At 40.1% G+C, this 23,529-nt stretch carries 15 protein-coding genes and 1 pseudogene; 10 read left to right on the top strand and 6 right to left on the bottom strand.

What is annotated here, in order from left to right; genetic code table 11:
• Nucleotides 1–60 precede the first annotated feature (60 nt).
• Entirely contained in the window at nt 61–1,479 is a 1,419-nt protein-coding gene (locus F903_RS15010; RefSeq protein WP_005198309.1) for a GGDEF domain-containing protein, read from the top strand.
• A gap of 92 nt (nt 1,480–1,571) precedes the next feature.
• On the top strand, nt 1,572–1,928 hold the full coding sequence (locus F903_RS15015) for a hypothetical protein (RefSeq protein WP_005198310.1): 357 nt from the start codon (nt 1,572–1,574) through the stop codon (nt 1,926–1,928).
• Between the two features lie 97 nt (nt 1,929–2,025).
• Here the strand turns inward: F903_RS15015 and bfmS are convergent, their stop codons facing one another.
• On the bottom strand, nt 2,026–3,666 hold the full coding sequence (bfmS, locus tag F903_RS15020) for a sensor histidine kinase BfmS (protein WP_005198311.1): 1,641 nt from the start codon (nt 3,664–3,666) through the stop codon (nt 2,026–2,028).
• A gap of 85 nt (nt 3,667–3,751) precedes the next feature.
• On the bottom strand, nt 3,752–4,468 hold the full coding sequence (gene bfmR, locus F903_RS15025) for a response regulator transcription factor BfmR (RefSeq protein ID WP_004669852.1): 717 nt from the start codon (nt 4,466–4,468) through the stop codon (nt 3,752–3,754).
• A gap of 523 nt (nt 4,469–4,991) precedes the next feature.
• Here bfmR and F903_RS15030 point away from each other — a divergent pair.
• The 3 genes from F903_RS15030 (at nt 4,992) to F903_RS15035 (ending at nt 9,434) form a co-directional block, all read left to right on the top strand.
• Nucleotides 4,992–7,826, top strand: coding sequence for a ribonucleoside-diphosphate reductase subunit alpha (locus F903_RS15030; RefSeq protein ID WP_005198312.1), 2,835 nt, complete (start codon nt 4,992–4,994; stop codon nt 7,824–7,826).
• 51 nt (nt 7,827–7,877) lie between these two features.
• Entirely contained in the window at nt 7,878–8,012 is a 135-nt protein-coding gene (locus F903_RS16490; protein ID WP_171065304.1) for a preprotein translocase subunit YajC, read from the top strand.
• 138 nt (nt 8,013–8,150) lie between these two features.
• Nucleotides 8,151–9,434 carry a ribonucleotide-diphosphate reductase subunit beta gene (locus tag F903_RS15035; RefSeq protein ID WP_005198314.1) on the top strand — a complete coding sequence of 428 codons (1,284 nt, stop codon included), beginning with the start codon at nt 8,151–8,153 and terminating at the stop codon, nt 9,432–9,434.
• Nucleotides 9,435–9,541: 107 nt separating this feature from the next.
• Here the strand turns inward: F903_RS15035 and F903_RS15040 are convergent, their stop codons facing one another.
• Both F903_RS15040 and F903_RS16890 read right to left on the bottom strand, forming a co-directional pair.
• Nucleotides 9,542–12,469: an SIR2 family protein gene (locus F903_RS15040; RefSeq protein WP_034595094.1), complete on the bottom strand. Its 2,928-nt coding sequence runs from the start codon at nt 12,467–12,469 to the stop codon at nt 9,542–9,544.
• 109 nt (nt 12,470–12,578) lie between these two features.
• Nucleotides 12,579–12,725 (bottom strand): annotated as a pseudogene (locus F903_RS16890) (XRE family transcriptional regulator); the annotation flags it as partial.
• A gap of 251 nt (nt 12,726–12,976) precedes the next feature.
• On the opposite strand from F903_RS16890, the gene mqo reads away from it, so the two are divergent.
• Nucleotides 12,977–14,617, top strand: coding sequence for a malate dehydrogenase (quinone) (mqo, locus tag F903_RS15045; protein ID WP_005198316.1), 1,641 nt, complete (start codon nt 12,977–12,979; stop codon nt 14,615–14,617).
• Between the two features lie 537 nt (nt 14,618–15,154).
• Nucleotides 15,155–15,610, top strand: coding sequence for a hypothetical protein (locus F903_RS15050; RefSeq protein ID WP_005198322.1), 456 nt, complete (start codon nt 15,155–15,157; stop codon nt 15,608–15,610).
• Between the two features lie 52 nt (nt 15,611–15,662).
• Here the strand turns inward: F903_RS15050 and F903_RS15055 are convergent, their stop codons facing one another.
• Complete coding sequence (locus tag F903_RS15055) at nt 15,663–17,723, bottom strand: choline transporter (protein WP_005198325.1); 2,061 nt, start codon at nt 17,721–17,723, stop codon at nt 15,663–15,665.
• Between the two features lie 120 nt (nt 17,724–17,843).
• Complete coding sequence (locus F903_RS15060; RefSeq protein WP_005198327.1) at nt 17,844–19,442, bottom strand: BCCT family transporter; 1,599 nt, start codon at nt 19,440–19,442, stop codon at nt 17,844–17,846.
• Between the two features lie 200 nt (nt 19,443–19,642).
• On the opposite strand from F903_RS15060, the gene betI reads away from it, so the two are divergent.
• The 3 genes from betI to betA all read left to right on the top strand — a co-directional run bounded on the left by betI (nt 19,643) and on the right by betA (nt 23,504).
• A complete protein-coding gene (gene betI / locus F903_RS15065; protein ID WP_004669840.1) occupies nt 19,643–20,266 on the top strand; it encodes a transcriptional regulator BetI in 624 nt (207 codons plus the stop codon).
• Entirely contained in the window at nt 20,259–21,731 is a 1,473-nt protein-coding gene (gene betB / locus F903_RS15070) for a betaine-aldehyde dehydrogenase (protein WP_005198330.1), read from the top strand. The genes betI and betB overlap by 8 nt, the downstream gene beginning before the upstream one ends.
• A gap of 78 nt (nt 21,732–21,809) precedes the next feature.
• Nucleotides 21,810–23,504, top strand: coding sequence for a choline dehydrogenase (gene betA, locus F903_RS15075; protein ID WP_005198332.1), 1,695 nt, complete (start codon nt 21,810–21,812; stop codon nt 23,502–23,504).
• Nucleotides 23,505–23,529 lie beyond the last annotated feature (25 nt).

Raw genomic sequence — 23,529 nt, forward strand, 5'->3', positions numbered from 1 at the left:
TGAAAATTTAAACAAAATTTATATAATAGCGCGACCAAATATCTAAGGAAACGCGTCAGAATGGCTCAATCAAGAGTAGCATTAAAGCCCCTGTCGCTTTTCCAATTATTTTTAATATTTACGGGTGTGATTTTTTTGTGTTGCTTACTCGGTATTGCAACGCGACAACTCAACTTTCTTGCTTCGTTCTGGCCTGCCAATTCAGTGCTATTAGGTTTACTGATTCGCTTTCCACAGACACGCCATCCAATTAGCTTTATCGGCGCAATCCTCGGCTACCTCCTCGCAGACGGTTGGCAAGACACACCGCTTCTATTAAATATCTGCTTAACCTCAGCCAACTTAATCTATGTGCTGGTCACACTTGCCCTCTACATAAAATTTAACAGCTTCATTCGCTCAATGCATCAAGGCTATTTCTATTTATTTTTATTTAGTTTTTGCTGTATTGGCGGTTTGTCGAGTGCTTTATTTGCAGCGATTACACTGCCTTTTTTTGAGACTAAATTTGCTTTAGGCTCGTTTTGGCTTGATTATGGACATTGGTTTACAGCAGAAATTCAGAATGCACTCTTACTTTTACCCGCCATCATTAGCACACCGCATTTAGCCAAATTTAAACAACAACTCAATGCATTTAAATCTCAAATTATTCTAGAAAGCTTACCTGTGGTTGCAGTCGTTATATCAATTGTGATTGCCTACTATGATGCGGGTCCTGGCTCATTACTCTATCCTATTGCGCCATTGATTTGGTGTGCGCTGAGATACCCCCATTTTTCAGTGGCAATTATCACCTCTATAAGCTGCGCATTTATTATTCACCACGTCTCCCAACATTATTTAGTGCTCTATCCAGATCAATATCTAAATAATACGATCTCTATTCGTCTTGGGCTGATTATGATGACCATCGCGCCGCTAACGGTTTCCAGTATCAATGTGGTGCGATCTAAGTTGATTCGAGAGCTACAACACACGATTGCTCATGATGAGTTAACATCCAGCTTAACCAGACGTCAATTTCTACAATCCCTACAACTTTTACAACAACAAGCCAAAAATGCAGGTCAAACCACAGCCTTCTTGATGCTCGACATCGATCACTTCAAACAAGTCAATGACAACTACGGTCACCTCATCGGAGATCGCGCCTTACAAAGCTGTGTAAAAACCATTCAATCTCTTTTAAAGCCTCAGGACTTGATCGGGCGTTTAGGTGGTGAAGAATTCGCTATTTTCTTAACCAACACCAATGCCGACGCAGCCTACCAAGATGCTGAAAGAATCCGTCTACACGTAAGTCAAACGCCAATTAAACTGGAGCATCACCAAACTTTTTCGATCGAAATCAGTATCGGAGTTTTTGTTTGCACTGCTGAAAATCGACATTCAATTGAATACTTATTTAAACAAGCGGACGATGCACTTTATCAAGCCAAAAGACAAGGACGAAATCAGGTGGTGATTTCGACATAATATGTTGCAATTCAGCTAAATACTTTAATTATCTTTTTACACAGCTTCGGCAATAGATCGGTATTCTAAAGATAGACAATAAGGAGAAAAATATGGATCTAAAATTCGCACACCACTCAGATTATTTCTTTTTTTCACAATTACTCATGCGTCATATTGAGAATTACGTCCGTAAACACCCAGACGCAGATAACGCAATTTTTGATTTAAGGGATATTTACGAATTATTTAGAGAAGATTTTGCATCAACCACAACAAATCTTGAAGGAATTCTTAATATTGCAGATGCCTATCGAGTAGAAACCATAAATGGAGATGAACGACTGATCCAAAGCTATAAAATAGACGTTAAAAACAATTCTTTATTGGTTGATTTTAATGCAGATGCTTTACAAAGTTTAAGATCAGGTCACCCTTTAATCGAACCTGATTCTTCTCTACAGGAATAGACCAACGCTATATCTTTCAAAGATATACGACAAAGCCAAAGCAAACAGTGCTTTGGCTTTTAGTTATGGCATTTTATTTTAGGTATTTAAGTGCTGATTATTTCTTTAAGGTTTGCTTATAACGTTTTGCAGGCCACGTCATCATAAAGCGCGCACCACCTAAGTTTGGACTCTGATCCACATGAACCTCACCACCAAACCAATACGCAATACGACTCACAATAGATAAGCCCAAGCCATAACCACCTGAAGCACGGGTACGACTATCATCTAAACGTGCAAAGGCTTCAAAGATCCGCGCTCGCTCTTGCTCAGGGATACCCGGGCCATCATCTTCCACACACACATAAGCATTGCCGTCAGCACGAACACCGCCACTAATACGCACCTTATGATCACAATAGCGAACTGCATTGCCCACTAAGTTTTGCACCACACGATGTAAATATCGACGTTCAGCATCCACCTTCAATACCAACGAAGGGGCAATCAACTCAATCTCTTTTTGTGTTTTCAGCGCCTCAGTTTCCATCGCAACTTGATCAAGCACTTCAACCAATATGATTTCTTCAAAATCGAGAGATGGGGTTCCCTGCTCAAGTTTGGCATAAGTCATGATTTCATCAATCAAGGTATTCAGTGCTTCAATATCCTTATCAATCATATCGACTTGCTGAATCCGATAATTATAATCATCTTCTTCAGCCAACATTTCCATCCCAAAGCGAATGCGCGCCACAGGTGTTCTAAGCTCATGCGAGACTGCCCGCATTAATTCCCGTTGCGCTTCGATCAGACGCTGAATATGGTCTGACATATTATTATAACTCGATGCCAAGTTTGCCATTTCATCCGTACCTTCAATCGGTACTCTCAAGGACAAATCACCTGACTTCATCTTATTCAAGGCATGGCGTACCTGACGGATTTTGCGCTCTAAAGGCAAAATCAATCCATACACACCTAAACTCAATAAGAATAAGCTAAATAAGGTAATACCTGCTGAAAGCTGAAAAGGCATCCAATTAAACATCGGAACTGGACCCAGTAGCAAAACGCGTGCTGGGTGATTCGGCATCGGTGAAACAATCGAAATGGTTGTGCCCCGTATGCTGGCACTGTCTTTATACAACAACACACTTTGATCTTGGCGCAACCGACCAATCTGCTCTGAGTCTAAGTTAATGTCTCGAATATCTAAAATTTCTATTGGATAATAAAAGTGCTCTTTAATTTTCTCTAAATACTCTCGCTCCTGCCCCGGATAAAAAATCAAATAATCCAAGACAAAAATAGGCAGCGCCTTCATTTGACGTTCGCCGAGTTTATCGACTTTTATATAGAGGAAATGCTGAGGATCATCTTTCAGACCAATAATGATATAACCAACCCCATGATTGGCATCATAACGAACCACCGACTTTTGCGCTGCGATACGTTTCTTTTCAGTCCGAGAAAGTTCGACTCGCGCTGCATCCACATAATAAATGGGCAATTCCAACAAGTCGGATGCATCGGAAATCCAATCTAATTTTTGTTGTTTTTCTGGTTGACGAGATACCCCCTCACTAATTACGTAGGAAATACCATCCGTGAGAGACTCACGATATTCTTGCGCACGTTGATAGTTAATGATTTGTACCAGCAAATAACAAAATGCGGCAACGACAACCACCAATACGACCAATCCAGCATAAATTCGCAAGAATATGCTGTTCTTAAGTACTCGACTCACCATAAGGGAAATGATTCCAAATTATTCAACAACTTCTCCTTGTCAAAAAAGAGAAACCCTCCTTTATGAGAAAAGGAGGGGCTGAATTTTACATCCCATTGGTTTCTTTAACGAATAAATAACCTTTACTACGTACTGTTTTAATACGTTTCGGATTTTCTGGATCATCGCCGATTTTTGGACGAATACGAGAAATACGCACATCGATTGAACGGTCTTGGCCATCGTACTCAATACCACGTAGACGCTCAAAGATATCTTCACGAGACAAGATACGACCTGCATTTGATGCCAATAACCACAATAGGTCATATTCAGCACTGGTGAAATCAACCAGTTCACCATTTAAGGTCACTGAACGACCACCGTTATCAATCACAAGATCGTCAAACTCGATACGTTGCGCAACTTCATCTTCAACTGTTTTGTCGGTACGACGCAACAAAGCACGGATACGAGCCAACAACACACGTGGTTGAACAGGCTTCGCAACGTAATCGTCTGCACCCATTTCTAAACCAAGTACTTGGTCCATATCTTCAGTACGCGCTGTCAACATCAAAATCGGTTGATGATAATGCGGACGTACTTCTCGACAAACGGTTAAACCATCTGCACCAGGCAACATCACATCAAGCACAACTAAATCTGGTTGCTCGCTGATAATTCGACGAATCGCACGGTTACCGTCAGTTTCAACCCCAACTTCTAAACCGTTACGGATCAAATACTCTTGTGTTAAGCGTGCTAAACGCTCATCATCTTCTACGATTAAAATTTTCGGTAACTTTTCTTCTTGGCTCATTTGTTTGCCCCTAAAATTTGGCATATACATTGGTTCATGTTTTGCAATATACACACGTTTACATTGTAAACAAGTAGCCGTTCACCAAACTGATACACGCCTACCTCATTTTGTTATAATTTTATTAAAATTATGAATTTTAATGGCTTTTTCAGTTTTTTATGCTTCTCTCCAACAAAATGAAAAATAAGTATAAAATTTGTTCCAATGTTAAACAATTTGTTTCTTAGTTGGTCAAAAAGAATTTAAGTGTTTGTTTTTTGAGTTATCCACAGAGTTATCTATACGGCTTTTTGAAGGGCTTTGCTATGCTATGTGTCTGTGAAATCAGCAGTTAAAACATGAAAAAAACTTTAGTAAAATGTCAATATTGATCTACTGCTAAAAATACCGTATCTTGTGTTTAAAATAAACTTTAACCACTAAGTCTTGTGTTTATCCCTCAAACATCGTGGCATATTTTTTGCTCGATTCAAACGGTCTATGAACATAAAAATATAGATGATAATGGAGCTATGCTGACATGAGCATCATCACTTCTACACCCGGCCAACTTCAGGTAATTAAGCGCACTGGTGAAATTGCGACTTTTAACGCTGAAAAAATCTCTGTTGCGATTGGGAAAGCTTTTTTAGCTGTTGAAGGTCAACAAGGTGCTGACTCTAGTCGCATCCATGACCGTATCACGCAACTGACTGAGATGGTTCTGAATACATTTAATCGCCGTTTACCATCAGGTGGTACGATTCATATCGAAGAAATTCAAGATCAAGTTGAATTGGCATTGATGCGCACAGGCGAGCAAAAAGTTGCACGCGCTTATGTGATCTATCGTGATCAACGTGCAACTGCGCGCCAACAAACTGGGGCAAACCACCACCCGACACTTCAAATCATTGATGCCAAAGGTCAACTGCAACCGTTAGACTTAGATGCATTGACGACCACGATCGAAACTGCAAGTGCAGATTTGGAAGGCATTGATGTACAAGCCATTGTCGATGAAACTGTTAAGAACTTATATAACGGTGTCAAAGAGAGTGATATTGCCACCACCATGATGATGGCAACACGTACCCGCATCGAACATGAACCAAACTACACCTATGTGACGGCACGTTTGTTATGTAATGAGTTGGTCAGCACAGGCTTAATCTTCTTAGGTTTACCAACCGATACTTCGGAAGGTGATGCTTTAGAAACCTTCTTAAAGAAAGGGATTGAGCTAGATCTACTCTCACCGGATCTTCTTAATTTTGACCTTGCAAAATTGGCAGCCGCGATTCAACCAGAACGCTCAAACCAATTTACTTATTTAGGTCTACAAACTTTATTTGACCGTTACTTTATCCATTCAAATGGTGTGCGTTTTGAATTACCACAATTATTCTTTATGCGTGTGTCGATGGGTCTGGCAGTCAGCGAAGAAAATAAAGAAGACCGTGCAATCGAGTTCTATAACTTACTGTCTAGCTTCGACTACATGGCATCTACGCCTACCCTATTTAACTCAGGGACATTACGCCCACAACTTTCAAGCTGTTACTTGACCACTATTGGTGATGACTTGTATGACATTTATGGTGCAATGCGTGACAACGCAATGCTATCAAAATGGGCTGGCGGTTTAGGTAATGACTGGACACCTGTTCGTGCGTTGAACTCATATATCAAAGGTACGAATGGTAAATCTCAGGGTGTTGTTCCATTCCTGAAAGTGGCCAACGATACCGCAGTCGCTGTCAACCAAGGTGGTAAACGTAAAGGTGCAGTATGTGCGTACCTAGAAACTTGGCACTTGGATATCGAAGAATTCCTAGAGCTACGTAAGAACACCGGTGATGATCGCCGTCGTACTCACGACATGAACACTGCAAACTGGGTGCCAGACCTATTTATGCAGCGTGTATTTGAAGATGGTGATTGGACATTATTCACCCCTTCTGAAACACCAGATTTGCATGACTTGACGGGCGCTGCCTTTGCTGAGCGTTATGCTTACTACGAAGGCATTGCGAAAGAAAGCAATATGCTTCATAAGAAAATCCGTGCGAAAGACTTATGGCGCAAAATGCTGTCTATGTTATTTGAAACTGGTCATCCTTGGATCACATTCAAAGACGTATGTAACTTACGCTCACCACAGCAACACGTCGGCGTAGTGCACTCATCTAACTTGTGTACAGAAATCACCTTAAATACTAGCCAAGATGAAATCGCGGTATGTAACTTAGGTTCGATTAACCTTGTAGAACACGTTAAAGGTGGTGTGCTCGATCGCGAGAAACTTGCTCGTACCATTAAAACTGCAGTTCGTATGCTCGATAACGTGATCGACATTAACTACTATGCAGTTCCACAAGCGAAGAACTCGAACTTGAAGCACCGCCCTGTCGGTATGGGTATCATGGGCTTCCAAGATGCACTTTATGAAATGGGCATCGCTTATGGTTCTGATGCAGCCGTTGATTTTGCTGATGAATCAATGGAAGTGATTAGCTACTATGCAATCCAAACTTCGAGTGATTTGGCTGTTGAGCGTGGTGTGTATACAACATTTAAAGGTTCATTGTGGGATCAAGGTATCCTTCCAATCGACTCTTTAGACCTTGTTGCAAAAACTCGTCCAGAGCGTATGTTTGAAGTTGACCGTACTCAACGTTTGGACTGGGACACATTACGTGCCAAAGTTCAAAAAGATGGTATGCGTAACTCGAATGTGATGGCGATTGCACCAACGGCAACCATTTCAAATATTTGTGGTGTGTCTCAATCCATTGAGCCAACATTCCAAAACTTATATGTGAAATCAAATCTTTCTGGTGAATTCACTGTGATCAACCCATACCTCGTTCGTTCATTAAAAGAACGTGGTCTGTGGGATACCGTGATGGTCAATGACCTGAAACACTTTGAAGGTTCTGTACAAAAAATTGCGCGTATTCCTGAAGAATTGAAAGCAATCTTTGCGACTGCATTTGAAGTGGATACACGTTGGATCGTTGATGCTGCGTCTCGTCGTCAAAAATGGATCGATCAAGCACAATCACTGAACCTTTATATCGCTGGTGCAAATGGTAAGAAGCTTGACATCACCTATAAAATGGCATGGTTACGTGGTCTGAAAACGACTTATTACCTCCGAGCTTTGGGTGCAACCTCTGCTGAGAAATCAACGATTAATACGGGTGCACTCAATGCAGTGAAACCAGCATCGGCTGAAGCTCCTGTGGTTGCAGCGCAAGTTGTGGAAGATAAAAAGCCAGAAGCTAAAGTTGAAGAAGACGGTTTTACCACTGCGGCTCCAGTGCCAATGGCGTGTTCAATCGACAACCCAGACTGTGAAGCTTGTCAGTAAAATTCACCTAAGTCCCCCTTTTCAAAAGGGGGACTTAATTAAAAGGCAGAGATTATGTTCAATTTAAGCCATAACTATATGTTAGGACTTGCTGTTCTGATCTTTGCTTTTATTTTCTTTTATGTGCCCATGGTTTATGCATTTTTAGCCATTCGCAAACAACAGCGTAAGCAAAATAAGTCTTAGGGATTGTAGGTCTGAGTTCATCAAAATTTTGAATATCAATCGATAAAACTTAATTTTGCTTACACAATATAAGCGTATATTTAAGATGTCTTTGTTGAGATGTCGATAACAGCTATACACAACGAAGAGAGAACGCAAATGTCTATCCTAAGTTGGGACGATTTTGAAGATGATTCGCAAAAACCGACTACACATGAACACAAGTCTGCGCCCGTCGAACCGAAAAAAGCGGTTGATACGCAGATGGTATCTGATGCAGAGCCTGCATCGCCGAGCGTGGCAGCTTCACAATCCACTGGAGCCAGTGCCATCCGATCAACAAATCCCACCGATTCGTTGGCTCGAGCATCTAAAGCCTTAGAACATCTCGATGTTGCACCGGGTTTAGAAGAGCTTGAGATGGGTGCACAACGTGTGCAAGTTGATGACAAAGCGATGATCAACTGCCGTGCGGACTTGAACCAGCTTGTTCCATTTAAATATGAATGGGCTTGGCAGAAATACCTAGACGGATGTGCAAACCACTGGATGCCACAAGAAGTTAACATGAACCATGATATCGCGCTTTGGAAGTCTGAAAATGGCTTAACCGAAGATGAGCGTACCATCATCATGCGTTCTTTAGGTTTCTTCTCGACTGCGGACTCATTGGTTGCAAACAACTTGGTTTTGGCGATTTACCGTCATATTACCAACCCTGAATGCCGCCAATACATCTTGCGTCAAGCATTTGAAGAAGCGATTCACACCCATGCTTATCAATATTGTATTGAGTCTTTGGGCATGGATGAAGGCGAAGTCTTCAATATGTACCGTGAAGTCCCAAGTGTTGCGCGTAAAGCAGCATGGGGTTTGAAATATACACAGTCATTGAGCGATCCAACCTTCCAAACTGGTACACCTGAAAACGATCAAATCTTATTGCGTAACTTGATTGCATTCTATTGTGTACTTGAAGGTATCTTCTTCTACTGTGGTTTCAGCCAAATCTTATCGATGGGTCGTCGTAATAAGATGAACGGTGTTGCTGAGCAATTCCAATACATCTTGCGTGATGAATCGATGCACTTGAACTTTGGTATCGATATGATTAACCAAATCAAGATCGAAAACCCACAGTTATGGACGGCTGAATTCCAACAAGAAGTCATTCAAATGATTCTTGAAGGTACGATGCTTGAGATCGAATATGCACGTGACACGATGCCACGCGGTGTATTGGGTATGAACGCAGCAATGATGGAAGAATACTTAAAATTCATCTGTAACCGTCGCCTATCTCAACTTGGTTTACCAGAGCAGTTTGCTGGTGTGACCAATCCATTCCAGTGGATGTCAGAAATGATGGATTTACGCAAAGAGAAGAATTTCTTCGAAACGCGCGTAACTGATTATCAGACTGGCGGTGCTTTGAGCTGGTAAAAACGTCACGCGATACATAAAATTTCATTGAAAAACCCGCCATTAATAATGGCGGATTTTTCAATATTTTAAGCTAATAAAAAGTGAAAACGCAAACTTATTAAAATTTAAGTTTTATCAAAAATTTGAGATCCAACAAAACCTCTTTGCATACCACTTTCAGCAAACTCTTTACAATATGAATCGATTTTCCATTTAGGTAAATTTTCAATTTTCAATTTAATTTGGCTGTCAATAGAAACCAAATCTATAGAATCACGAAATCTATTAGCTCTAGAAGGTGCTGTTTTCTCCCAACTATTTAAAGCCATATTATAAAAATATAAAGAATTTTCTCGATCTCTGGAACTCTTCAACAAATTAAATATCCAAGATGCAGCATATCCCGTATTCAATATTGCATAACTATTACGTTCTCTTACCAATATATCAAATGAAATAAAGTAACAAGTTAATGCATTCTCTTTATCTCCAAGCAATTCTAGACATTTACCGACATTTCCATAAAAATGACCACCTAACTCTATTTTAGTTTTATTTAGAATATTCTCTAATTTTTCTCCACGTAGAAAATGATTAAGCGCTAACTCAATATTTCCTGTTTTACCAGAGTCTCGATACGCTAAAGCCAAATTATGGCGAAGTGAAGATATATCAGAGATCCCAGACTCATCTAATAAGTGAACACCATATTCTCCTATTTCTATGGCCTCTGCATATTTTTCCTGAAACCAGAAGAAAAAACATTTTTCACTACAATAAGATAAGAAATGGTTACCTTTTCCTGGTATAACTTTAGCGTATTCATCCAAAAAATATTCGCTTTTATCAAACATCCCGAATTGAATCAAAGTTGTAGTTAGACTAAAAAATAAACCATGAAAATAAGGATATTCATTATCAATAGCAATTTTAAACTTTATCGAGCTAAATAGTTTCTCTGAAACTCTTAAATATTCCTCAGTATAACCAGCAGTTAAAATTGGTGAGCTTACTTCTTCAAGAACACTCAAAGCTGAAACATAGTCTTCATTATTAATATGCAACTCAACTTTAGACATCCAATTTTGAAAATCTGAGAAATTCAAGTCATCATTAAGCCTTGGCTTTAAAATATAAATAAATTTATCGTAATATTGCACTAACAACGTAATAAACTTGGAACGCTCATTGGGAGGGAACTTTGAAATTATAAATTCTTTTACTAGAGGATGTAACTCAACCAAATCTGCATTATCACTAGATGATTTAATTTCTATTAAATTTAAATTTTTTAAAACTTTAAACGCTCTATCAAACTGATTACTATTTAGCTCTGACTCCATAATTTTTTTTAAATTAAGAATAGTTTCTGGTTTAACAGATTCAGCAATTCCTCGCAAAAGATTTCTTTGCTTGTCATTTAAAGAAGACCAAACTTCATTTAAAATCTTTTCAGATAAAATGGATGAGAATGCCTCTTCATTAAAATTTGTTTTATCTTCTATACTTTTAATAAAAGCATTAACAGTTTCCACCCCTCTTAAAGCTTGAGCGGCAATTAAGTTAATCCATAAGGGGTGACCTTTTGTCAGTTGATATGACTTATTAGATAGTTCTGCTAATTCAACTTTATTTACTGATACTTTATATAATTCGAAAATTTCTAAACACTCACTTTCAGACAAACCATCAAGCTTAATTTGGTAAAAATCTGAACCTGCTTCTCGAATAAATGGTCGACAAGTGAAAATAAATTTAGAATTATGCGTTGTACTTTGTGCCTGATCAAAAAAATATTTCATACTACCTAGTGGCGTAAAATATTCTAAATCAATATAACTATCAATGTTATCAAAAACAAATAGTATTCTTCTGTTAAGTAAATTTTTAAAAAATATATCAATCAACTCATTTATTGAAATTGAATCATATTCTTTTATATTAAAATCCCCATGAGTTAAGCGCTGTATAAGAGAAATCAATTTAGTTTGAAATCTATTAGTTTCTTCCTTAAAATCCCTCCAATCTACAAACTCATATTTTTCTTTTTGCATTGCATCTTTTAAAATATATGAAGCTAAAGCTGATTTTCCTTGACCGCCAATCCCAGTAATAAATATGACCTTAAAAAAATCAACTGATAAATTTTGAATTTCTTTTTTCCGCCCAACCCAAAATTTACTAGTTGGCGGTATTTCGATGTCATAATCATCAAAATTTTGTGAAGCTGGCACATCAATTAACTTTTCATTTTCACCCGAATGAATTTCAAGCAATGGAACAACACTATCTTTTATTTGATTTAATTTATTTTCTAAATCTCCATATGAATCTATTAGTATGGAAGTTAGTCGCACATTTTCAACCTTAATTTCTTGCGTCGAAATTATGAAATGTTCTTGCGTATACCCATTATACAATTTCCCAATAAAATCCATCACATGATTTATATAAGGATCTGAAAGACTAAAACCTAGAAACAATATAGATTTATCTGTTATGATTTTTTTAAGTTCAAAAATTGAAGCCTGCTCATTAGCGTTATAAAGTTCATCATATTGTGAGGGGAAATAGATACATTTATCTGGCTCATTTATATCACCATGTAGTTTAAATATATACTTATCATAACCAGAAATTCTAGAGACTTTATATTGGTTACTATAGGAAACCACCTCAAAATTTTTATATTGTTTCTCTAATAAAGTATCGTAATTTGTAGTTATAATCTTAGTGGAAATTGAGCCTAAAATTTGGTGAGTAGTTGAAGGTAATTTATCATCATGGGATCTTATTACTTTTTCTAGAATTTCAATTGCATTAACTTTTAATCTATCTATCTTCTGCAAAACATCTACAGGCGACATGATATCATCATTTATTGCATTAATATACTTATCACATTTGTCTTCATACTCTCTCAACCCCTCTAAAATTTCGATAGTAAGTTTATTCCAATTTGGTAAACCACAACTCATAGATAAGCCAGCGCCAATAAAAATCACTAGCTTATTTTCCTTTGCTTTTGCTATTAAATTACTTGGTATCATCATACTTTTAAAATTATATTAGAAATAAACACAATTATATAATAAAATTTATATTTCAGATACTTATGTTATAACAATATTATTAATTAATTGCTTATATAGAGTTGCTAACTTAGGCAATAAAAGCCGTTAGCAATATGCCTAAAGCCTTCAACCAATCCATTAATTCAATCACATCAAGTCGTCTTTCTAAGATTTCAACTTTAGAAACATGAGATTGTGACTTCCCTAAACGCCGGACAAGCTCAACCTGAGTCACTTTGCATAAAGCTCAACCCCTCCCATAAGTTACCCTGACCAAGAATTAAAAAAGTGATATGAGTCACGTATTTTGAAACATTAAATACACAAAAATACCATCCAAATTAAAGTAAAATTCACAAAATTGTCTCCAACATCAATTAAAGCACTCACCTATCCAGATGTGTCTTTAATGCGCCAATCCTCATTTAAATCTTTTCTTTCTATATCAGCTATATAGGAAGTCATTTAATTTTTAAGGTAAATTGAATGAAAAAATTTTGGAAATACTTATTAGCACTTCTTCTAGTGCTAATCGTTATCGCAATTGCCTTTCTTTTTAGACCCGTTACGTCTAAGGCAATCAAAACTAAAACTAACGAGCCAGTTGTCGATGTTGTTCTCATCGGTGGCGGTATCATGAGTGCCACTTTGGGTGCTTATCTCAACGAACTACAACCCGATTGGAACGTTCGCATGTATGAACGTCTTGATGCAGTTGCTCAAGAAAGTTCTAATGGCTTTAACAATGCGGGTACAGGTCACTCTGGCTTTATGGAAATGAACTATACCGAAGAAAAAGACGGTAAGATGGACGTTTCTAAAGCAGTCAATGTGGCGAGTCAGTTTGAAATTGCAAAGCAGTTTTGGGCGCACCAAGTGAAACAAGGTGTATTGGGTACTCCAAACAGCTTTATTAACCCTGTGCCACACATTGCCTTTGTATGGGGTGACAATGTGAAGTTCATGGAGAAGCGTTATGCAGCCATGACTCAAGAACCACTATTCGCGGGCATGAAAATTAGTGAAGACCCAACTGAAATTCAACAATGGGCACCATTGGTGATGGATGGCCGTGATCCGCAACAAAAAATCGCAGCAACACGTATGGACGTTGGCTCTGACGTGAACTACGGCGCGATCACAACTCAACTGGTCAATCATCTGGAAAAAAATCCAAACTTCAAACTCAGAACGTCAACTGAAGTAACTGGCATCAGTAAAAATGATGACAATACATGGTCTGTTGCGTTTAAAGATTTGAAATCTGGTGAAGTCAACCATGTCAAAACACGTTTTGTGTTTATTGGTGCGGGCGGTGCAGCCATTAAATTATTGCAAATGACGGGCTTGCCAGAAGCAAAACAATACGCAGGCTTCCCTGTCGGTGGTGAATTCCTTGTTACTGATAACCCTGCAATTACCGAGAAACACACTGCCAAAGTCTATGGTCGTGCGGATCTTGGCGCGCCTCCGATGTCAGTACCACATATTGATACACGTTATATCGACGGTAAGAAATATGTCTTGTTCGGACCTTTTGCAACCTATTCAAATAAGTTCCTAAAATATGGTTCACAACTTGATTTACTTGCATCGACCAACAAGAACAATGTGTTGCCAATGGCAGCGATTGGGATGCAAAATGCTGACCTCGTTCAATATTTGGTTAGCCAAGTATTGATGTCGGATGAAGATCGTTTCAATGAGTTGAAAAAATACTACCCTGAAGCTGATCCTAAAGACTGGCACTTACGCCAAGGCGGTCAACGTGTACAGATCATCAAAAAAGAGCCGGGCAAACCTGCTAAATTGCAGTTTGGTACAGAAATCTTCACCTCTGAAGATAAGTCTGTAACGGCACTTCTTGGCGCTTCTCCGGGTGCTTCAACCTCACCGTACATCATGCTGAACTTGCTAGAAAAAGCATTCCCTGAGCAAACGGCTGGGGAATGGAATGGCAAACTTCATGAGATCGTTCGTTCTTATGGTCAAGACCTTGCAACAGATCCAGCGTTGTTAGATCAAATCCGTCATTACACCAGCTCAACATTAGGCTTAACCTACTCAACGCCTGCGAACTTAGTTCCTGCTCAAAAAGTAGCAAAAGCTGAAGCTGTGGCTCAATAAATAAATCGCTACATAAATCAAAAGGGATGAGTTACGACTCATCCCTTTTTTTACTGTGCATCTACATTCTATCTCTTCTGTTACATCATCAGTTTTGTGGCCTATCTACATCCAAACGTTTAAATCATTCACCATCAACAACTTGTCTACGCTACTCATTTAAGAGCTACTGTTTGCGCTAATCAGCCCTCTCTTTACGACTAAGCATTGTTACGAGACAACTGTATTTTTCTGTCATATCTCTCATTATTATGAGAACATGTGATGCTATCAACATTGCCATCGAACTAACTCAACTGCAATCTGCCCTCCCAAAGCCCTGCTTGAACATGTGACTGCCTACCAATAATGGCATCGTTATGACCTCTTGCAATAAATTGGGCGCGTTCAGGCGGTTATTGGAACGCGCTTTTTTTTTCGCACCGTACCAGCAATATTGATCAGTGCTTTAGTCTACGTTGTATCAACCAAGACGAAAGTTGAGCTATTTTTTACGTCCACCCCACACCAAATCGTGGTTTTAAAAATCTAATCCATATGAAAGACGCTTTACCCGCAACTTCTGGCCGCTCTAAATTTATTATTTTTTCCGTCTTTGTATGGCTGGTTCTTTTGTGCCTACAGTCCAGTTATATTGTGATTATTGGTGGCAGTGCTTATCTGTTTTGGACTTCGTTGGGTCTGTTGCTACTTAATTTATTGAGTTTCAGACCAAGCACTTTTAAAAATCGAACCGCGTTGCTGTTCACGACTTTGCTGCTGATTTATTTAGCACTAAACTCTCTTTTTTGTACTTATTTAATTTTAGCATTTTATTGTATTTTCTATTTATATTCAGGCAATTATCGATATAAAAAGCTCATAAAACTCGCTGGATTGTTTTTAATTTTAATCGTATTTGCGCTGTATCAGGCTCAGTCCTTACATGAGTTAAAAGAAAAATACGCAGCTCATGAAACGGGTGAAACATGGCAACAGTACGGCGCTTTATAATACCCCAATAAAAAACCCCACAAGATTTGTGAGGTTTTCTTTATTACAATGACTAATCCTGCGAGTCAGGATACAAAAGGCGATTCCCCGGACCAATACGATTCATATGCAAGAAAGACATATGCCGCTCATATTTATCCAAAATATCATTAATCACCTGTTCTTTGGTATAGCCAGCCAAATCATTATCCTGAGAGCCCTCGTATAAGAAGGTCTCTAAACGATAGTAGAATTGTTTACCACGCTTACCGCGCTCACTAAAGTTTGGCGCTGTATAACGCACAGGCCAGATTTGGTAGACGAAGTTATGTTCCTCTTCCAAATAAATCGTGAGATCAAGATGATACAGCGCATCGTTTTCTTCAAGCGGTGTACTGGTCACATCAACCTGCATACCCTGCTTAATCAGCTCATCTGCAACTGTTTTCACCGCAGGATGACACACCGTATCTAACATATGCTGCGTTTCGGTTGTCCCCGGATGCTTCATCACACGCCGTAAACGCTGCTTCCAGTTCAGAATATCAACATTACCTACCACAGGAGCAGCATTGAGACTACGACTGGCATTGCGATAGTCTTCTAAGCGTAAAGATTTATACAATCCCGCCATCACCAACAGCATCACAAAACTAAAAGGTAGCCCCATAATCACTGTAGCGCTTTGTAAGGCGGTGATACCATTTGCCATCAACATCGCAAGGGTCAATAAACCAATGGCAACCGCCCAAAAGACACGCAGCCAACGCGGTGCATCATTATCAATATTGGAAAATTTGGTGGTGAAGTTACCCAAAACCAATGCGCCAGAATCGGCAGAGGTCACATAAAATAGCAAGCCTGTAATCGTGGCAATCCCAGCGACAAATGCAAACCATGGGTATTGCGCCAATAGGTCATAGAAACCATGTGCAGGATCAGTGAGAACCGTTTGTGCCAATGCCGTATTGCCATCAAAAATAACATTGTATAAGGCACTATTTCCGAAGATAGATAACCATGTAATGGTGAACAATAAGGGAATAATTAAAGTACCGCAAACAAACTCACGAATGGTTCGTCCACGAGAAATACGCGCTAAAAACAGCCCAACAAATGGTGACCATGCCACCCACCATGCCCAGAAGAAAATGGTCCAACTATTCATCCATTCAGTCGGTTGTTCAAACGCAAAACTATCTAAAGCCAAGCTTGGGAAGCGACTGATATAATCACCAAAGTTTTGTACTAAAGCATTCAGTAAAAACTCGGTATTACCCAAAAATAAAACAAATAACATTAAGCCAATGGCGACATAAATATTAATTTCAGATAAAACTTTAATCCCTTTATTGACCCCCGCCGTTACCGAAATAATCGTGACAATGACCGCGAATAAAATTAAACCTGACTGAACCCATAAACCTTCTGGCCAATCGAATAAAACATGTAGACCATAATTGATCTGAACCACAGCGATACCACAGGTCGTCGCAATACCAAAAATCGTTCCGATCACGGCTGCCGTATCAACAGAATGCCCAATTGGACCATCAATTTTGTTACCAAAAATGGGATATAAAGCAGAGCGAATGGTCAGTGGTAAGTTATAACGATAGCTAAAGTAGCCCAAAGCCATGCCCATCAAGGCATACATACCCCAGCCCGTCAAGCCGTAGTGAAATAATGTCCACACCATGCCTTGACGCGCAGCTTCATAGGTTTGTCCCTCACCCACAGGTGGATTCATATAATGAGACAAAGGTTCTGCCACCGAGAAGAACATTAAGTCCGTCCCGATCCCTGCGGCAAATAGCATCGCCGACCAACTCAATAAACTAAATTCAGGTTTTGAGTGTTTTGGCCCAAGCTTGATATCACCATAACGAGAACAGGCAATAAAAACCACAAAGACTAAATAAAGCGTTGCTGCAAGTAAGTAGTACCAAGTAAATGTGGAACTGACCCAACCCAAAACCGTATTCAATACGTGATTGGCGAAATCATTAAACAAAATCGTGGTTAATGAAAATATTAAAATTATGAGCGCTGAAACATAAAAGACCACACGATTAAGATGGTCTTTTGTTTGAATAGATGAATCATCAACTGCTCTTGGATTATCTGTCACCATACAATCCTCAAGGAATTCGAGAAAAAAAGAAAATATTCATCGTTGTCTTTTCCCTATTTAAGCAATAAAGAAAAGACGCATCTGAATAAAAAAATGAAAAATAAAGGTCATTAACCGAAATTACATATCTTCTGATGGTTTGGTCTGTTGTTGGGATGACTGTGATGTCGTCGTTACAACTTGTAGCTGTTGATCTTGCTTCAATGCTTTGGCTAAACCAAACATATAAAGCAAAATAATCACGGAGAATGGCAATCCACAAAGTACAACTGCACTTTGCATCGCATCAAAGCTACCAGCTAAGAGCAAGCCAATACTGACAATAGTAATCACCACCGACCAAAAGATACGCAACCAAATAGGTGAATCACTCTCATTACTACCCCCTTTCGAAGATAGATTTGCGATCATGAGTGTACCCGAACCCACTGGGGTCAAAAACAAAACGAAACAAATCATAACAACAATCCCAGCAATATAAGGATTGAAAGGCAAATATTCGAGAAACTTAAATAACGATAATGCGGGGTCAGCCAAGACCATATCACCTAAAACCTTTTGTTTTTGATCTAAAATTAAATGAATGGCGGTATTTCCGAAAATCGAAATCCACGCCAAAGTAAAACCAAGTGGAACAAGGCATACGCCTAAAACCACTTCACGAATGGTGCGTCCTTTGGAAATACGCGCGATGAACATGCCAACAAATGGCGCCCAAGCAATCCACCATGCCCAGTAAAATACCGTCCATGAACCCAACCATGTATTCGCCTGCTGGTCGTACAAATACATATCAAAACTTTTGGCAATAAACTGGCTCAGATAATCCCCAACATTCTGCACTAAACCATTAAGTAGATGATTGGTCGGTCCTGTTAAAAACACAAATAACAACAACACATACAATAAGCGCAGATTAATACGTGACAGCCAAGCCAAGCCTTTTTCAATCCCAATCACCGTGGTAATCGTTGCCACAAACATCATCAACAACACCACTGCAATCAGCGTTGTATGATTATTTGGGATGTCAGGTACGAGATAAACAAGGCCAGAGACGAGGACTAATGCGCCAATCCCTAAGTTGGTGACCAAAGAAATAACTGTGGCTAAAATACCAAATCCATCGACAAAATCCCCGACCCAGCCATAAATTCGCTCACCAAAGATAGGATAAAGGGCTGAACGCAACGCCAGTGGCAAATCTAATCGAAAGGCAAAATAACCCAGCGTGACACCGATCAAGGCATACAACACCCAACCATGAATACCCCAATGTAAAAAGCTATACATCATGGCATCTCGCGCCGCCTGAACCGTGCCGCCCTCACCTTCAGGTGGTCTTAGGAAATGATCAACAGGTTCAGCAACACCGTAATACAATAATGCAATGCCAATACCCGCTGAAAATAGCATCGACACCCAAGCCATATAACCAAACTCAGGTTTATCGTGATCTTTTCCCAGTGGAATCTGCCCAACTCGCGAAAAAGCCAACCATGCAACAAAGCCTAAACAAGCAACGATGACCAACATGTAATACCAGCCAAACAATTGGTTGACTTGCTCTTGCACATAGGTGAGCCAAAACTGGCTTTGCTCTGGAAACAGCACAAACAATAGGCCGAAAATGCCAATACTGATTGCCGAGCTCCAAAAAACAAATAAATTTAATCGAACGCGTTCGGATGTAAATCCAGCATTACTTTTTGACACCATGTGGTTGCTCCTTGCAATCGGTGTATTCTTATTACTTTAAATCTTGACCAACCAATCAAAAACTCATTGATTTTTACAGATCATACTTTTTATTGATTGAACGTTCAATCAATAAAAAGTATGATAAAAAAATGTTATGATGTTCAACATTGAGAAATGTTAAATAAAAAGTACCTGAATCGGGCTTTCAATGGATCAACATGACAAAACGTAGAGTAAAACCTGAGCATGTGCGACGCGAAGAAATTATCAGCGCCGCATTCAACGTGATTTATGAAGTGGGGTTATCCAACACCACCATTGCACAAATCGCAAAAAAAGCTGAAGTATCAACGGGTATTGTGAGTCATTATTTTGGTGACAAACAAGGACTCATCAATACTTGTATGCAGGAAATGCTTAACGTTTTACGTCAGAAAACAGATCAATATAAAGTTGAAGCTGATTCACATCCAGAAAGCCAGATTAAGGCCATTATTGATTCCAACTTTGATATTAGTCAGGTCAATAAACAGGCCATGCGTGTTTGGTTGGACTTTTGGTCTGCAAGCATGCACCTACCCGAACTTGGTCGTTTGCAACGCATTAATGATCAACGCCTGTATTCAAACTTGAAGTTTTATTTTCTCAAGTTACTCGATAAAGAACAGGCCAGCATTGCTGCTCGCGGATTAGCGGCATTGATTGACGGATTATGGCTACGCGGCAGTTTAAGCAGTCATGAAGAGTTTGACAGCCAACTTGCCCGTTCCATTGCCTATGACTATGTCAAAACGCAATTACAATTTGCGCAAAAACCTTTGCAGGAGAAACAGAATGAGTGATGCACACGTTCATCAATTATATATCCACGGACGCTATGTAGAAGCAACCAGTGGTAAGACATTTGATAGTATTAACCCTGCCAATGGTGAAGTGATTGCAACACTTCAACAAGCCTCGCAACAAGATATTGAAGCCGCAGTTCATAGTGCGCAACAAGGACAAAAAATCTGGGCTGCCATGACAGCCATAGAGCGTTCTCGTATTTTACGCCGTGCAGTTGACATTTTACGTGAACGAAATGATGAGCTGGCGCAACTTGAAACGCTCGATACTGGTAAAGCCTACAGCGAGACATCAACCGTTGATATCGTCACAGGTGCCGATGTACTTGAATACTACGCTGGTCTTGCGACTGCAATTCAAGGCGAACAAATCCCGCTTCGTGAATCAAGCTTTTTCTATACCCGCCGTGAACCACTTGGTGTCGTTGCAGGGATTGGTGCTTGGAACTACCCGATTCAAATTGCTTTATGGAAATCTGCCCCTGCGCTTGCAGCAGGCAATGCCATGATTTTCAAACCAAGTGAAACCACTCCCCTAACTGCATTTAAACTTGCAGAAATTTATACCGAAGCAGGTCTTCCTAACGGCGTATTTAACGTTGTACAAGGTGCTGGTAGTGAAATTGGACAATGGTTAACTGAACATCCAATCATCGAAAAAATTTCATTTACTGGTGGAGTCGAAACTGGCAAAAAAGTCATGGCCAGTGCCGCAGGCTCTACCCTTAAAGAAGTCACCATGGAACTGGGTGGTAAATCACCACTGATTATTTGTGCCGATGCAAATATCGACCGTGCCGCAGATATTGCGGTGATGGCAAACTTCTTTAGTTCGGGTCAAGTTTGTACCAATGGTACCCGTGTCTTTGTTCCGAAAGCCCTGTTAGCTGATTTTGAAGCGGCTATCGTCGAACGCGTGAAACGTATTCGTATCGGTGATCCGATGAATCCTGAAACTAACTTTGGCCCACTTACCAGCTTTGCTCATATGGACAAAGTCCTCTCATATATCAATGCAGGCAAGCAGCAAGGCGCTAAGCTGTTGATTGGTGGCGAACGTGTCCTCGATGGCGATTTTGCACAAGGTGCTTACGTTCAACCTACCGTTTTTAGCGACTGTACCGATGATATGCGGATTGTACAGGACGAGATTTTTGGGCCAGTCATGAGTATTCTCAGTTATACAACTGAAGAAGAAGTGATTCGTCGTGCCAACAATACCACCTTTGGTTTAGCGGCTGGCATCGTGACTCAAGATATCAGCAGAGCGCATCGTATGATTCATCAGATCGAAGCGGGTATTTGCTGGATCAATACTTGGGGCGAATCCCCTGCTGAAATGCCAGTCGGTGGTTATAAACAATCTGGCGTTGGACGTGAAAATGGTTTAACCACTTTGGGCCATTACACCCGTATTAAATCCATTCAAGTTGAGCTTGGTGATTACCAAAGCATTTTCTAAAAAGCATTGCGCTTTATCTTCACTTGATCAACTGAATCACGATGTATTCAGTTGATCATGCAACAATAAAGGCTAATTATGAATAAGCAAGAATTCGATTACATTATCATTGGCGCAGGATCTGCCGGAAATGTTCTCGCAGCACGTCTCACAGAAGACCAAGATGTGACTGTTTTATTATTAGAAGCAGGCGGTCCAGATTATCGTTTAGATTTTCGTACACAAATGCCAGCGGCTTTGGCTTTTCCTCTACAAGGTCGCCGCTATAACTGGGCCTATTTGACCGACCCAGAACCACACATGAACAATCGCCGGATGGAATGTGGTCGCGGTAAAGGACTAGGCGGTTCATCCTTAATTAATGGGATGTGCTATATCCGTGGCAATGCGATGGATTTAGACCAATGGGCAACGCACAAAGGTCTTGAAGATTGGACCTACGCAGACTGTTTGCCATACTACCAAAAAGCAGAAACCCGTGATATCGGTGGCAATGACTATCACGGCGATCATGGTCCTGTTTCGGTGACCACTCCCAAACAAGGCAATAACGAACTGTTCCACGCGATGATCGAAGCAGGCGTACAAGCAGGCTATCCACGAACCGATGACTTAAATGGCTATCAACAAGAAGGTTTCGGTCCAATGGATCGTACCGTAACACCTCAAGGACGCCGCTCAAGTACAGCACGTGGCTATTTAGATATGGCCAAAGGTCGTCCTAACTTGACCATCGTTACGCATGCCATGACCAACAAAATCTTGTTCAATCAAAAACAAGCCGTTGGCGTGGAATATATCATTGGCACGGATCAAGCCAACATGAAACAAGCACAGGCCAAACGTGAAGTGCTGCTATGCGCAGGGGCAATTGCATCGCCACAAATTTTACAGCGCTCGGGTGTTGGCGAAAGTAGCTTCTTAAAATCAATGGACATCGAAGTTGTACAAGATCTTCCTGGTGTGGGTGAAAATCTACAAGATCATTTGGAAATGTACTTGCAATACAAATGTAAGCAACCTGTTTCGCTCTACCCTGCATTGAAATGGTATAACCAACCCGCGATTGGTGCTGAATGGCTGTTCCTTGGCAAAGGCATCGGCGCAAGTAATCAGTTTGAGGCAGGTGGTTTTATCCGCAGTTCAGATGAGTTTGACTGGCCAAATATCCAATACCATTTCTTGCCTGTGGCGATTAACTACAACGGCAGTAATGCAGTGAAAGAACATGGTTTTCAAGCCCATGTTGGTTCGATGCGCTCGCCATCCCGTGGTCGGATTAAACTAAAATCTAAAGACCCGTTTGAGCATCCAAGTATTTTGTTCAACTACATGTCAGCAGAACAAGATTGGCGTGAATTCCGCGATGGTATCCGTATTACCCGCGAAATTATGCACCAACCCGCACTTGATCCATATCGTGGCGAAGAAATCAGTCCCGGAAAACACGTGCAAACTGATGCAGAACTGGATGACTTTATTCGCAATCATGCTGAAACGGCTTACCACCCATCATGTAGTTGCAAAATGGGCGAAGACGAGATGGCAGTGGTTGATGGACAAGGTCGTGTTCATGGCCTACAAGGCTTACGTGTCATTGATGCCTCGATTATGCCGTTGATTATCACAGGTAACTTAAATGCCACCACTATTATGATAGCAGAGAAAATTGCTGATCAAATTCGTGGACAAAAGCTACCACGCTCCCAAGCAGACTACTACAAAGCTGGTACTGCTCCAGTACGCCAATCCCCTTTACGTCCATTTGCATAACCTAGTTAAGTTATGTTCAGCGCCT

This window comes from Acinetobacter sp. NIPH 298 (assembly GCF_000369505.1).
Classification (GTDB): Bacteria; Pseudomonadota; Gammaproteobacteria; order Pseudomonadales; family Moraxellaceae; genus Acinetobacter.